This window comes from Enterobacter sp. RHBSTW-00994 (assembly GCF_013782625.1).
In the GTDB taxonomy this organism is placed as follows: domain Bacteria; phylum Pseudomonadota; class Gammaproteobacteria; order Enterobacterales; family Enterobacteriaceae; genus Enterobacter.
In genome coordinates this window covers 4,128,385-4,140,862 of the sequence record NZ_CP056199.1, presented here as the reverse complement: position 1 = coordinate 4,140,862, position 12,478 = coordinate 4,128,385, and the positions used below count along the sequence as shown (strand labels likewise).

General features: G+C 53.9%; 13 protein-coding genes. 1 reads left to right on the top strand and 12 read right to left on the bottom strand.

The genetic code is table 11. From position 1 onward, the window contains the following. Nucleotides 1–4 precede the first annotated feature (4 nt). From HV346_RS19700 to rpsU, 4 genes are all read right to left on the bottom strand, one after another. Nucleotides 5–1,063: a YncE family protein gene (locus HV346_RS19700; RefSeq protein WP_181620853.1), complete on the bottom strand. Its 1,059-nt coding sequence runs from the start codon at nt 1,061–1,063 to the stop codon at nt 5–7. 164 nt (nt 1,064–1,227) lie between these two features. Next, entirely contained in the window at nt 1,228–3,075 is a 1,848-nt protein-coding gene (gene rpoD / locus HV346_RS19695) for an RNA polymerase sigma factor RpoD (protein ID WP_181620852.1), read from the bottom strand. A 263-nt stretch (nt 3,076–3,338) separates the two neighbouring features. After that, on the bottom strand, nt 3,339–5,084 hold the full coding sequence (gene dnaG / locus HV346_RS19690) for a DNA primase (protein WP_181620851.1): 1,746 nt from the start codon (nt 5,082–5,084) through the stop codon (nt 3,339–3,341). 115 nt (nt 5,085–5,199) lie between these two features. Next, nucleotides 5,200–5,415 carry a 30S ribosomal protein S21 gene (gene rpsU, locus HV346_RS19685; protein ID WP_001144069.1) on the bottom strand — a complete coding sequence of 72 codons (216 nt, stop codon included), beginning with the start codon at nt 5,413–5,415 and terminating at the stop codon, nt 5,200–5,202. A 236-nt stretch (nt 5,416–5,651) separates the two neighbouring features. On the opposite strand from rpsU, the gene tsaD reads away from it, so the two are divergent. Then, nucleotides 5,652–6,665 (top strand): tRNA (adenosine(37)-N6)-threonylcarbamoyltransferase complex transferase subunit TsaD, encoded by a 1,014-nt coding sequence (gene tsaD, locus HV346_RS19680; protein WP_181620850.1) that lies wholly within the window; start codon nt 5,652–5,654, stop codon nt 6,663–6,665. A gap of 39 nt (nt 6,666–6,704) precedes the next feature. Here the strand turns inward: tsaD and ureG are convergent, their stop codons facing one another. Genes ureG through HV346_RS19640 form a run of 8 tightly spaced genes read right to left on the bottom strand, consistent with a single transcriptional unit; the run spans nt 6,705 to nt 12,189 of the window. Then, on the bottom strand, nt 6,705–7,322 hold the full coding sequence (gene ureG, locus HV346_RS19675; RefSeq protein ID WP_181620849.1) for an urease accessory protein UreG: 618 nt from the start codon (nt 7,320–7,322) through the stop codon (nt 6,705–6,707). A gap of 9 nt (nt 7,323–7,331) precedes the next feature. Continuing rightward, on the bottom strand, nt 7,332–8,006 hold the full coding sequence (locus HV346_RS19670; RefSeq protein ID WP_181620848.1) for an urease accessory protein UreF: 675 nt from the start codon (nt 8,004–8,006) through the stop codon (nt 7,332–7,334). Continuing rightward, nucleotides 8,006–8,545, bottom strand: coding sequence for a HupE/UreJ family protein (locus HV346_RS19665; RefSeq protein ID WP_181620847.1), 540 nt, complete (start codon nt 8,543–8,545; stop codon nt 8,006–8,008). Before HV346_RS19665 ends, HV346_RS19670 begins: the two co-directional genes overlap by 1 nt. 9 nt (nt 8,546–8,554) lie before the next feature. Further along, the gene (gene ureE, locus HV346_RS19660) at nt 8,555–9,013 is read right to left on the bottom strand and encodes an urease accessory protein UreE (RefSeq protein WP_181620846.1); all 459 of its coding nucleotides are present in this window, start codon (nt 9,011–9,013) and stop codon (nt 8,555–8,557) included. 8 nt (nt 9,014–9,021) lie between these two features. Beyond that, nucleotides 9,022–10,725, bottom strand: a complete 1,704-nt coding sequence (ureC, locus tag HV346_RS19655) for an urease subunit alpha (RefSeq protein ID WP_181620845.1) — start codon at nt 10,723–10,725, stop codon at nt 9,022–9,024. Then, the gene (locus HV346_RS19650) at nt 10,718–11,038 is read right to left on the bottom strand and encodes an urease subunit beta (protein WP_181620844.1); all 321 of its coding nucleotides are present in this window, start codon (nt 11,036–11,038) and stop codon (nt 10,718–10,720) included. Before HV346_RS19650 ends, ureC begins: the two co-directional genes overlap by 8 nt. Before the next feature lie 10 nt (nt 11,039–11,048). Continuing rightward, nucleotides 11,049–11,351, bottom strand: coding sequence for an urease subunit gamma (locus tag HV346_RS19645; protein ID WP_181620843.1), 303 nt, complete (start codon nt 11,349–11,351; stop codon nt 11,049–11,051). Between the two features lie 10 nt (nt 11,352–11,361). After that, entirely contained in the window at nt 11,362–12,189 is an 828-nt protein-coding gene (locus HV346_RS19640; RefSeq protein ID WP_181620842.1) for an urease accessory protein UreD, read from the bottom strand. Nucleotides 12,190–12,478 lie beyond the last annotated feature (289 nt).

The following is a 12,478-nucleotide window of genomic DNA, read 5'->3' as shown; positions in this document are numbered from 1 at the left end:
ATCCTCAGAATTGAGTTAAATCGAGTTTGAGCACGTAGTCAGCCTGGTTGGCTTTTTCATCCTGTTTGACGCTGACATAAAGCGTTTTGCTATCAGGAGAAAGTGCCATGCTGTTTGGCATAGCTGCTGTTTTGATGGTGTGCTTCAGGCCGTAGGTGTTCGCATCGATAACACTAATCTGACGGGCATTGCGATGGGTGACATACACTTCGTTGCGCGCAGGGTTATAGATGGCGGCAATGGAGTTAGGTGTCTTGATACGATGGATAAGCTTGCCTGAGTCGAGTTGCACAACCAGCACGTCAGGCGTGTTGGTATCCGCGATAAAGCCCACGCCCTTGGCCGTGTTCAGGGCAATGTTCAGGAAGTAATGGTTCGCCTCGGAAGGGTCAACTTTTACGCGGGAGAGGAGCTGCGACGTTTTGCCATCCAGGGTGATCAGCTCGCCTTTTCCGGTGACGGCGTAAACCTTGTCACCTGACTCATCGACCGCGAAACCTACGGGGTCCATCTTCGTGAGGGCATGCATTTCCTGCTGTTTCTGGGTATCGACAATCCACAGCATGCCTTTGTCTTCACTGCCAATACCGGACACGTAGAGGCGCTGGTGTTTCTTATCCAGGACCACTTCACGGACGTGTGCTTTATTCTTCGGATCGGCGTCGTTACTCAACTGGATTGTTTTTACTTCTTTGTTGGTGCGGGTATCAACCAGGGTAAGTGAGCCGTCCAGCGCATTGCCCAGATAGAGGATATGATTGGGTTCATCCAGCGCGACTGCAAAGGGACGTCGTTGAGTTGCGATCCGCTCATTAATCTTGAGAGAGTCGGCCGCGAGCAGGAAGACTTCTCCGCTTGTTTTATCTTTATCAAAGGAGGGCGCTGATGCGGCATAGATCGCTTTTTGGTTTTTATCAAAAGCCAGCTCGTAAACCCCATGACCAAGTGACTGGGACGTGAAATGGTTCTCTGAGAATTCTTTTGCGAAGGTTGCACCAGCGTGAAGCGTCAAGGAGATAGCGAGTGCGCAGAGGGTTTTATTCTTAAAAATTAAGGGGATCATGTAATTTTTCTTTACAGTAGTTTACGAAAAGAAAAATGATAATGAAAATAAATATCATTTACAATTTCATTTATTAATAATTTACCCTACCAATTTTTGTCTGTGGGCTGAAAATGCCAAAAAAAAAGCTCCCGAAAGGGAGCTTTTTCAGAACCGGAACAGTTTTAGTCGTCGAGGAAGCTACGCAGCACTTCAGAGCGGCTTGGATGGCGCAGTTTACGCAGCGCCTTCGCTTCGATCTGACGGATACGCTCACGGGTAACGTCGAACTGTTTACCCACTTCTTCCAGCGTGTGGTCGGTATTCATATCAATACCGAAACGCATACGCAGAACTTTCGCTTCACGCGCGGTCAGGCCAGCCAGAACGTCGTGCGTCGCAGCACGCAGGCTCTCGGTGGTGGCAGAGTCCAGCGGCAGTTCGAGGGTCGTATCCTCGATAAAATCACCCAGATGCGAATCTTCATCATCACCGATTGGTGTTTCCATGGAGATAGGCTCTTTGGCGATCTTCAGCACTTTACGGATCTTGTCTTCCGGCATCAGCATACGTTCAGCCAGCTCTTCCGGCGTTGGCTCGCGACCCATCTCTTGCAGCATCTGGCGAGAGATACGGTTGAGTTTGTTGATGGTCTCAATCATATGCACCGGGATACGGATGGTGCGCGCCTGGTCTGCGATAGAACGGGTGATCGCCTGACGGATCCACCATGTCGCGTAGGTGGAGAATTTATAACCACGACGGTATTCGAACTTATCTACCGCTTTCATCAGACCGATGTTGCCTTCCTGAATCAGATCCAGGAACTGCAGACCACGGTTGGTGTATTTCTTGGCGATAGAGATAACCAGACGTAAGTTTGCTTCAACCATCTCTTTCTTCGCACGGCGGGCTTTCGCTTCACCGATGGACATACGACGGTTGATGTCTTTCACCTGCTCGATGGTCAGGCCGGTTTCTTCTTCAATCTGTTGCAGTTTCATCAGGCCGCGCTGAACGTCTTCTTTAACGTCAAGCAGCTTTTCAGACCACGGCTTATTCATTGCGACAGCAGCGTTGAACCAGGTTTCACTGGTTTCGTTACCCGTGAACAGCGTGATGAAGTTCTTTTTCGGCATCTTGCACTGTTCAACACACAGTTTCATGATGATGCGTTCCTGGGTACGCACGCGATCCATCATCACGCGCATGCTGTTAACCAGGTAGTCGAACTGTTTTGGAACCAGACGGAACTGTTTGAACACTTCAGACAGCTTCAGGATCTCTTCCTGAGCAGCAGCGTGGCTACGGCCTTTGGCTTTAATCGTGTCGCGAGCGAGTTCGTACTGAGTACGCAGTTCGCCAAATTTCTCACGTGCCAGTTCAGGATCGATGCTGTTGTCGTCATCGCTGCTGTCATCGTCGCCGTCTTCTTCGTCTTCGTCTTCGTCGTCATCCATCTCTTCCTGAGACAGTTCAGAACCAACGTGAGTCGCTGTAGGCGCCATGTCTTCTTCAGCGTTCGGGTCGACAAAGCCAGTGATCAGGTCTGACAGACGCGCTTCTTCTGCTTCAACGCGGTCGTACTGCTCCAGAAGATAGGTGATCGCTTCCGGGTATTCAGCAACAGAGCACTGAACCTGGTTGATCCCGTCTTCGATGCGTTTAGCGATGTCGATTTCGCCTTCGCGGGTCAACAGTTCAACCGTACCCATTTCACGCATGTACATGCGAACCGGGTCAGTCGTGCGCCCAATTTCGGATTCTACGCTGGACAGTACCTGCGCAGCGGCTTCTTCCGCATCTTCGTCAGTGTTGTTGGAGTTTTCGGCCAGCAACAGATCATCGGCATCCGGTGCTTCTTCCATCACCTGAATGCCCATGTCATTGATCATTTGGATGATGTCTTCGATCTGGTCTGAATCGACGATATCTTCCGGCAGATGGTCATTGACCTCGGCATAGGTCAGATAGCCTTGCTCCTTACCGCGTTGGACAAGAAGTTTCAGCTGTGACTGCGGGTTTTGCTCCATAAGACGGTATCCACACTTAATTCGTTTGATTGGTGTCGGCGGTGTTGCTGCCAACCTTTAAAGCGAGGGCGTACTTATATTTGTGCCGCTGCCTCTCAGTGCGGCTGCCGGGGGCTTCCCGATCGATATTCGGCACTTAAGCCGTTAAATACTTTATTCTTCACGTTGTCCCGGCGGATTTGTCATCCTGGTCATGCGCTAATGTACACTCCCGGGAATTCGTTCTTTTGCTGTCCTGGTACAACGTGAATGATTTTGTCTTTTTATTTCTTCGCCAGTTCCTGGTTTAACATCCAGAGTTCCCGACGTTCTTCGCTGCTTAAACCGTGTGTGCGCTCGCGGGCAATCAACTCTTCCTGGCGCAATTCAAGCATCGAATCAAACATATGGTTCAGTGAGTCGGTGAACGTTTTTTCTGCGATATCTTTATCTGCTATATCGTCCCACATCGACAGTTTTTCAAGGGTGGCGGACTCTTTTGTGCCGCGATAATGCTCTAAAAGTTGTCCGGTGGTCAGACCTGGCTGAGACAGACAAGTGTTGACCAGTTCTGCAAATAAGCCAAGTCCCGGCAGCTTTTCATGGTTTAATCCTGCCAGCGGTGGCACTTGTGGTGCCAGCTCAGGGTTTTGTACCAGTAACCCTATCAGTATACGCATGGTTGTGCGTTTTAGCTGCGGCGCGGGGCGAACCACGCCTGTTTCAGCCAGTTTTGGCATTAAACGTTCAAGCTGACTGTCATCCAGAATACCGAGCTTGTTGCCGAGTTCCTGGCGCAGATAAATACGCAGTGTTTCACCAGGGACCTGAGTGATGAGCGGCAGTGCCAGCGTACTGAGCTGCGCGCGACCATCCGGTGTACTCAAATCTACCTGCGGCATCAGGCTGTTAAACAAAAACGTGGAGAGTGGCTGAGCCTGCTCCATCCGCGCTTCAAACGCCGCTTTGCCCTCTTTACGCACCAGCGTATCCGGGTCTTCACCATCGGGCAGGAACATAAAGCGCAACTGACGCCCGTCGGTCATATAAGGAAGCGCCGTTTCCAGCGCACGCCAGGCGGCATCACGGCCTGCCCGGTCGCCGTCGTAACAGCAGATAACGTTATTCGTCACCCTGAACAGCAGTTGGATATGATCGGCTGTCGTGGAGGTTCCCAGCGACGCGACGGCGTAATTAATGCCGTATTGCGCCAGGGCAACAACATCCATATACCCTTCGACGACCAGCAAACGCTGAGGTTCCGCGTTATCCTGTTGCGCTTCATAAAGACCGTAAAGCTGGCGGCCTTTATGAAAAATATCGGTTTCCGGGGAGTTGAGGTACTTCGGCAGGGCATCGCCCAGCACGCGTCCACCAAAACCAATCACCCGGCCTCGCTTGTCACGAATGGGGAACATCACCCGTTCACGGAAGCGGTCGTAGCTTCGTCCCTGGTCGTTGGTGACCAGCATACCTGCGTCGATCAACGATTTACGATCTTCGCTATTGCCACCAAAACGTTTTAAGACGTTGTCCCATCCGGGTGGTGCATATCCAATAGCGAAACGCGCAATAACGTCGTCGCTCAGTCCGCGCTTGGTCAGATAGTGACGCGCAGGCTCAGCAGCAGATTGCTTAAGAGACTGTTGGTAAAACGAATTCAGGCCATCCATTAACTGATACAGCGTTTGCCGTTGATGGCGCTCTATCTGACTGGGGCCGCTGCCTGCTTCATAAGGCACTTCAAGGTTGTGCATCGCCGCCAGTTCTTCGACGGTTTCAACGAACTCGAGCTTGTCGTAGTTCATTAAAAAATCGACGGCATTACCGTGTGCGCCACAGCCGAAGCAATGGTAAAACTGTTTTTCACCATTCACGGTGAAAGAGGGGGTTTTTTCGTTATGGAATGGACAGCACGCATGGTAATTCTTGCCCTGCTTTTTTAGCTTTACCCGCGCGTCGATGAGATCGACGATGTCGGTTCTTGCCAGCAAGTCATTGATGAATACGCGTGGGATTCGTCCTGCCATAGGCCCCGTGAATTTTTAGTAACTCTTAAACGAAAATAAGCCGCGCATTCCTTCCGGAAGCACGGCCTTACGACTATTACTCTGTCTGTAATTGAGGACTTAAGCCCTCAATCAATTAGTACAGACGAGTACGGCGTGCGTTTTCGCGAGCCAGTTTCTTCGCGTGACGTTTCACAGCTGAAGCTTTAGCGCGCTTACGTTCGGTCGTTGGTTTTTCATAGAACTCACGACGACGAACTTCAGCCAGAACACCTGCTTTCTCGCATGAACGCTTGAAGCGACGCAGTGCTACGTCGAACGGCTCGTTTTCACGTACTTTAATTACCGGCATGTAACTCTCACCTTTAATAAATTCGGTTTGCCGCTGGCATCAACGCCAGCTTATTTCAAAATGGTGCGGAATTTTACTGCAATTGCTGCTGCTTTGTAAAGCACCGACGTGATTTTGAAAGGGACTTTTATAAGGACAGGGAGTATACACGAACTGAGCACCAGGGGTGAGGAAAGTTTTACATCAACCCGCATTGGTCCTACACTGCGCGGTATTAGAGCGAGGTAAAATAAGTCATGCGTGTACTGGGTATTGAAACATCCTGCGATGAAACCGGCATTGCCATTTACGACGACGAAAAAGGGCTGTTAGCCAACCAACTGTATAGTCAGGTGAAATTACATGCTGACTACGGCGGTGTTGTGCCTGAACTGGCCTCCCGTGACCATGTGCGCAAAACGGTTCCGCTGATCCAGGCGGCGCTGAAAGAGGCCGGGTTAACGGCGAAAGATATTGATGCAGTAGCCTACACCGCAGGTCCTGGCCTGGTGGGCGCTCTGCTGGTTGGGGCAACCGTTGGACGTTCGCTGGCGTTTGCGTGGGATGTTCCGGCGATCCCGGTTCACCATATGGAAGGGCATCTGCTGGCTCCGATGCTGGAAGATAATCCGCCTGAGTTTCCGTTTGTCGCGCTGCTGGTTTCTGGCGGCCATACCCAGTTGATCAGTGTGACAGGGATTGGCAAATATGAGCTGCTGGGCGAGTCTATCGACGATGCGGCCGGTGAAGCGTTTGATAAAACGGCCAAATTGTTGGGGCTGGATTATCCCGGCGGCCCGATGCTCTCGAAAATAGCGGCACAAGGAACAGAAGGGCGTTTTGTTTTCCCACGTCCGATGACCGATCGTCCAGGTCTGGATTTCAGCTTCTCTGGCCTGAAAACCTTCGCTGCGAATACTATCCGCAACAATGATAACGACGATCAGACCCGTGCGGACATCGCTCGCGCCTTTGAAGATGCGGTGGTGGATACGCTGATGATCAAGTGCAAACGAGCCCTGGATCAGACCGGTTTTAAACGCCTGGTGATGGCGGGTGGTGTCAGTGCTAACCGCACGTTGCGCGCGAAACTGGCAGAGATGATGCAAAAACGTCGCGGCGAAGTGTTCTATGCGCGTCCGGAATTTTGCACCGATAACGGAGCGATGATCGCTTACGCAGGCATGGTGCGTTTGAACGCAGAGGCGAGAGCTGATTTGAGCGTTTCTGTGCGTCCACGCTGGCCGTTGGCGGAGCTTCCTGAGGCGTAATCTCTCACCCTCTCCCCACAAGGGAGAGGGTCTATTCGGCTACACCCGCAACATCCCTTTCTCTTCCAGAAACGCAATGATCGTCGCGAGGCCATCACCCACTTTCAGGTTGGTAAACGTCCATGGCCGTTCACCGCGCATACGATTAGTGTCGCGCTCCATTACCTCCAGCGACGCGCCGACGTAAGGGGCCAGATCGGTTTTGTTGATTACCAGAAAATCTGATTTGGTGATCCCCGGCCCGCCCTTGCGTGGGATCTTCTCCCCTTCAGCGACGTCGATAACGTAGATTGTCAGATCCGCCAGCTCCGGGCTGAAGGTCGCGCTCAGGTTGTCCCCGCCGCTTTCAACGAAAATCAGATCCAGATTACCGAATTTCTCGCTGAGTGCTTCGACCGCTGCGAGGTTCATCGACGCATCTTCGCGGATCGCGGTATGAGGGCATCCGCCGGTTTCTACGCCCACAATACGCTCTGGCGCCAGTGCGCCCGCTTCCGTCAGAATGCGTTGATCCTCTTTGGTGTAGATATCGTTCGTTACCACTGCCAGGTGATATGTGTCGCGCATTGCTTTGCAAAGCGCTTCCAGCAGTGCGGTCTTGCCCGACCCTACCGGGCCACCCACGCCAACGCGCAAGGGGTGTTTGTAATCAGCCATAGTGCATCCTCAGGAACGGAATAACCGTGAATATTGTGTTTCGTGTCGCGCAGAAGCGATGGCGGAAAGCGGTGTTGCTGCACCGAGTTCGTCATCCTCGCGCAAAAAAGCCTGTTCAAGACCGGCGGAAAAATGGTCGCTCAGTTCAATAATGAGCTGTTGCGCCGCCTGCTGCCCGAAAGGAACCAGTTTAACGCCTGCCATCACCGCGCTTTCAATCCAGCTATAGCCCAGGCTTAATGCCAGCTCGCGCGCGCCAATGCCCCACCGCACGCCGAGCCACGCCATACCGCACAACTGGCTTTGGGAAAACAGCGGTAGCCACTCTTTGGGTGAGTCTGGTTCCCAGCTTTTGATGAGGCGTGTAAACGCGGCGGCGCGATTGCGTTCTTCTTCGCGTAGCTCGCGCGTTTCCCGGCAGGCAAGGACGTATGCCGTCCAGCGTGTTGCGCGCGCAAGATCGTCTTGCTCACAGGCCTGATACAGACGAATAAACAGCGGCAGATCAACGCAGAAAAAGCTGTTATCCATCTGCTGTATTTGCCAGTGTTTGAACGCATCGCTGCTGGTGACCCAGCCAGCCTCTACTGCCCATTCCAGCCCCTGTGACCAGGTGAAAGACCCGACAGGCAAACTGCTACTGGAGAGTTGCATCAAGCGCAGCCACTGCCGTGTGTGCTCCATTAGCTCATCAGCGCCAGCAAGGCTGAGACAATCAGCCCACCGCCGAAGATTTTGCGCAGGCCATCATGGCGGCGAAGCAGTAATCCTGCGGCGAAACTTGCGCACAACACTGTGGCACTGGCGAGCATGAAACCGCTGGTAAACAGCCAGAAATTGTGGCCGGACATCTCCACACCGTGCGCCCAGCCGTGGAACATCGCCAGTGCGGGGACCGCCAATAAAAGCCGTTTTTCGGTCTTAAACATCATCACGCCACACACAGCCAGCGAAGCGATGATCAGCATCTCCATGCCGCTAAAACCACCGAACAGACTGCCGGCAATCGCCCCAACCAGCATCATGCCGAGGGTGGCAAAGGGCAGCAGCAGCTTGCGCCCGCTTAATGCGGAAAGCACGCCAGCGCCGGTCAACATTAACAGATGATCAAAACCGGTCAGGGGATGGAGGAATCCAGCCTGAAAGCTGTCTGTGCCATGCCCAGGATGCGCGAGCGCCGGAAGGGAAAAAGCCAGCAGTAACAGCGGTAAATACGTGCGCATAGGAGTTCCTTAATGTGAGTGGGCGTGAGAATGGCTATGAGCGTCGCTGGTGTAAGCGCCCGCTTCGGGTTCAAACGGCAGGTGGGCAAATGTCACCTCAAGGGCAAACTGGCGCAGCATGTCGTCGAGTACGTGATCGTGGTGGTAGCGAAGTTCACCGGGCATGATTTGCAACGGGACGTGGCGGTTACCCAGGTGATAACAGGCACGGGCGAGCAACCAGGGATCGGCGCAATGCACGACGGAGACCGATTCCGGCGCAGCAATCACTTCGATCACCTCGCTGCCATCTTCCGTCGCCAGAAGGTCGCCGCCGCGCAGCAGCAAGCCGCGAGGCAGCATTAGCCCAGCTTCGCGGCCATCGTTGAGTTCCACTCGGGCACGACTTTTTACCCGGATATCAATCGGCAGCGTGACGCTGGCGGTCGTGGGGTGAGCATGGTCAAGGCGTTGCGTTAAGGTGATCATCGTTGCTCCTAAAACAGAAAATAGCGCTGAGCCATCGGCAGAACATCTGCGGGCTCGCTGGTGATCAGATGTCCGTCAACACGGACCTCATAAGTTTGTGCATCCACGGTGATATTCGGCTGTAGATCGTTATGGATCATGTCGGCTTTTTTTACTGTTCGACAGCCTTTCACCACGGCAATGGCGCTCTGCAAGTTCAGTTGCTGGGGGATGCCATTGGTTGCCGCAGCCTGTGAGACAAACGTCAGGCGCGTGGCGTGGCGTGCAGCACCCAGCGAGCCAAACATCGGGCGATAATGCACCGGTTGCGGCGTCGGGATAGAGGCGTTGATATCACCCATTGGCGCGCAGGCGATCATTCCACCTTTGACGATGGTGGCAGGTTTCACACCAAAAAATGCGGGTGACCAGACCACCAGATCCGCCAGTTTTCCCGCTTCAATGGAGCCGACCTCATGTGAAATACCGTGGGTGAGTGCAGGGTTGATGGTGTATTTGGCGATATAGCGCTTCACGCGGACGTTATCATTTTCACCGGACTCTTCCGGTAGCGTACCTCGCTGGACTTTCATCCGGTGTGCGACCTGCCAGGTGCGGATAATTACTTCGCCCACGCGGCCCATCGCCTGGGAGTCTGATGACGTGAGCGAGAACGCGCCGATATCGTGCAACACATCTTCGGCGGCGATCGTTTCCCGGCGAATACGGGATTCAGCAAAGGCCACATCTTCAGCAATATCGGGATCAAGATGGTGACAGACCATCAACATGTCGAGATGTTCATCGATAGTGTTGACGGTGTACGGCAGTGTCGGGTTCGTCGACGAAGGAAGAATATTGGGGTGCGCGCAGGCGGTAATGATATCCGGTGCATGTCCGCCGCCCGCACCTTCGGTATGGAACGTGTGAATGGTGCGACCCGCGATCGCCGCCAGCGTATCTTCAACAAAGCCGGATTCATTCAGCGTGTCGCTGTGCAGGGCCACCTGAATATCCATTTCGTCAGCCACGTTCAGTGAACAGTTGATTGCCGCAGGCGTCGCGCCCCAGTCCTCGTGGATTTTCAGGCCGATAGCACCCGCGGCGATTTGTTCGCGCAAGGCATCAGGATTCGATCCGTTGCCTTTCCCCAGAAATCCAATATTGACGGGCAGGGTGTCGGCGGCCTGTAGCATGCGGGCGATATACCAGGGCCCCGGTGTGCAGGTGGTTGCGTGCGTGCCCGCAGCCGGGCCTGTTCCTCCCCCAATCATGGTGGTGACACCAGAGACCAGCGCTTCTTCGGCTTGCTGTGGGCAGATCCAGTGAATGTGGGTGTCGATCCCACCAGCGGTGACGATCTTGCCTTCAGCGGCGATCACCTCCGTTGCTGCGCCAATCGGGATCGTCACGCCGGGTTGGATATCGGGGTTTCCAGCTTTACCGACGGCAAAGATCCGCCCGTTCTTCACCCCGATATCTGCTTTCACGATCCCCCAGTGATCGACGATCAACGCGTTGGTCAGGACCAGATCCACGCACTCTTCTGCGGTCATCTGCCCTTGTCCCATGCCGTCGCGGATCACTTTCCCGCCGCCGAATTTAACCTCTTCACCGTAGATCGTGAGATCGTGTTCCACTTCGATCCACAGCCCGGTATCGGCCAGCCTGACTTTATCTCCCGTCGTCGGGCCGAACATATCGGCATAGGCCTGGCGTGAAATATCAGCCATTTTTTACCTCCAGTTCGCCCATAACATCGCCCCGAAAGCCGAAAATGCGCTGTGCGCCTGCCACTTTGACCAACGTGACTTCACGTTTCTGGCCGGGTTCAAACCGTACCGCTGTGCCGGCTGGAATATTGAGGCGATAGCCTTTTACAGGTTCACGATCGAACTTTAGCGCCGGGTTGACCTCGTAAAAGTGGTAATGCGATCCCACCTGGATCGGCCTGTCGCCGTGGTTTTCCACGATCACACGTTGTGTTTCTCGCCCACTGTTAAGGGCTATCTGCCCTGATTTGATCTGGTATTCACCTGGGATCATCACATGTTCCTTACACAATGGGGTTGTGAACGGTGACAAGCTTGGAGCCGTCTGGAAACGTGGCTTCAACCTGAATGTCGGGGATCATTTCCGGGACACCTTCCATCACCTGAGCGCGCGTCAGAACGTGGCGGCCAGCTTCCATTAAAGCCGCCACGGTTTCCCCGTCGCGAGCACCTTCCATAATAAAGGCGCTGATCAAGGCGACCGATTCCGGATAGTTAAGCTTTACACCACGAGCCAGGCGGCGCTCAGCAACCAGCGCCGCGGTGAACAACAACAGCTTGTCTTTTTCTCTGGGGGTCAGTTCCATAACGTTTCTCTTAGGTCTGCCAGATGCGGGGTGAGCAGGGCGATTTGGTGGTTAAAAGCGGGCGAAGCGACTGCCATATTTCGCGCATTACCCGCTGACAAATCAGGTTATCGTGCGAGAGAAAACGCACCGACATCAGACCATCGGTGAGGGTCGCTCCGGCAAAATTTTCCAGCGGGGCGAGCTGTTCACGCACAGTTTCAAGGTGATGTTCCGTTGATGGATAGAACAGCAATGTGCCGATCCACGGATGGTTTGCTACAGAGGAAAGGTCTCCGTCCTTCAGATGCTGACGCTCAATTAACCGCGGTTCACCCTCGATCCAGACCTCCAGCCGACTCTCGATTGTGCCGTGGCTGAAGGTTTCGTTGATCACCGGACGGCCCAGGCAGAAAAGCTCCCAGGCCAGCAGGGTGCTGGAGGTTTGCAGATGGAAGACGGAACGCAGTGCGGCATTCGCGCCAGGGAAGAAAATGGTGTCCTGCGGCAACCACTCCAGCGTGGCGTTTTCTGCGAGGGTAAAGTGCTGCTCCAGACGCGCCTCTTTACCGCTGCTGCGGTAAAACTTGCTTGCTCCCGGCATGGTAATCAGCGTGTGACAGCCCGCTTCTAACTGAACGGAAATATTCAGAACATCTCCACCGACAATTCCACCGGGTGGGTGAAGTAAGTAGAGGTGGCAGGTTTCCTCTTCGGGGTAAAACGGGCGTTGAACCGTGAGGGGGCCTACGTGACGGGCCGACTGCAGAAGGGTTTTCTCAGGGGTGCGGCGAAACAGCAGATCAAGGGATGCCTGCCAGCCTTTATAAGAGTTATCAGTGACCTGAGTTGCTAACATGCTGCATCCATCTGCTCACTACCGGGTTACGTTTTAGTATGCCCTGGCAGAAATGAAGGCTGTCATATGAGTCGCTTATGGATGAGTGTTGAGGTTTGTTCCGTTCACCTTGAGAGTGGCAGAAAATAAAATGATGCAGCCTGTGAACGGGAAAGGGGGCCACCGCGGCCCCGCAACAAAATCGGTGCTTCGCACTTCGCTCGTCTCCCGACCCTCTGCCTGCGGTCGGCTCAACTCGATATCCTGTCTCGATTCGCCTCAGGCCGCTATCCCTGGCGTCCAGACCTTG

What these genes read in the sequence shown, in the direction of transcription:
- HV346_RS19700 (WP_181620853.1), bottom strand. Translation starts at nt 1,063, where the DNA reads ATGATCCCCTTAATTTTTAAGAATAAAACCCTCTGCGCACTCGCTATC.
- rpoD (WP_181620852.1), bottom strand. Translation starts at nt 3,075, where the DNA reads ATGGAGCAAAACCCGCAGTCACAGCTGAAACTTCTTGTCCAACGCGGT.
- dnaG (WP_181620851.1), bottom strand. Translation starts at nt 5,084, where the DNA reads ATGGCAGGACGAATCCCACGCGTATTCATCAATGACTTGCTGGCAAGA.
- rpsU (WP_001144069.1), bottom strand. Translation starts at nt 5,415, where the DNA reads ATGCCGGTAATTAAAGTACGTGAAAACGAGCCGTTCGACGTAGCACTG.
- tsaD (WP_181620850.1), top strand. Translation starts at nt 5,652, where the DNA reads ATGCGTGTACTGGGTATTGAAACATCCTGCGATGAAACCGGCATTGCC.
- ureG (WP_181620849.1), bottom strand. Translation starts at nt 7,322, where the DNA reads ATGGCTGATTACAAACACCCCTTGCGCGTTGGCGTGGGTGGCCCGGTA.
- HV346_RS19670 (WP_181620848.1), bottom strand. Translation starts at nt 8,006, where the DNA reads ATGGAGCACACACGGCAGTGGCTGCGCTTGATGCAACTCTCCAGTAGC.
- HV346_RS19665 (WP_181620847.1), bottom strand. Translation starts at nt 8,545, where the DNA reads ATGCGCACGTATTTACCGCTGTTACTGCTGGCTTTTTCCCTTCCGGCG.
- ureE (WP_181620846.1), bottom strand. Translation starts at nt 9,013, where the DNA reads ATGATCACCTTAACGCAACGCCTTGACCATGCTCACCCCACGACCGCC.
- ureC (WP_181620845.1), bottom strand. Translation starts at nt 10,725, where the DNA reads ATGGCTGATATTTCACGCCAGGCCTATGCCGATATGTTCGGCCCGACG.
- HV346_RS19650 (WP_181620844.1), bottom strand. Translation starts at nt 11,038, where the DNA reads ATGATCCCAGGTGAATACCAGATCAAATCAGGGCAGATAGCCCTTAAC.
- HV346_RS19645 (WP_181620843.1), bottom strand. Translation starts at nt 11,351, where the DNA reads ATGGAACTGACCCCCAGAGAAAAAGACAAGCTGTTGTTGTTCACCGCG.
- HV346_RS19640 (WP_181620842.1), bottom strand. Translation starts at nt 12,189, where the DNA reads ATGTTAGCAACTCAGGTCACTGATAACTCTTATAAAGGCTGGCAGGCA.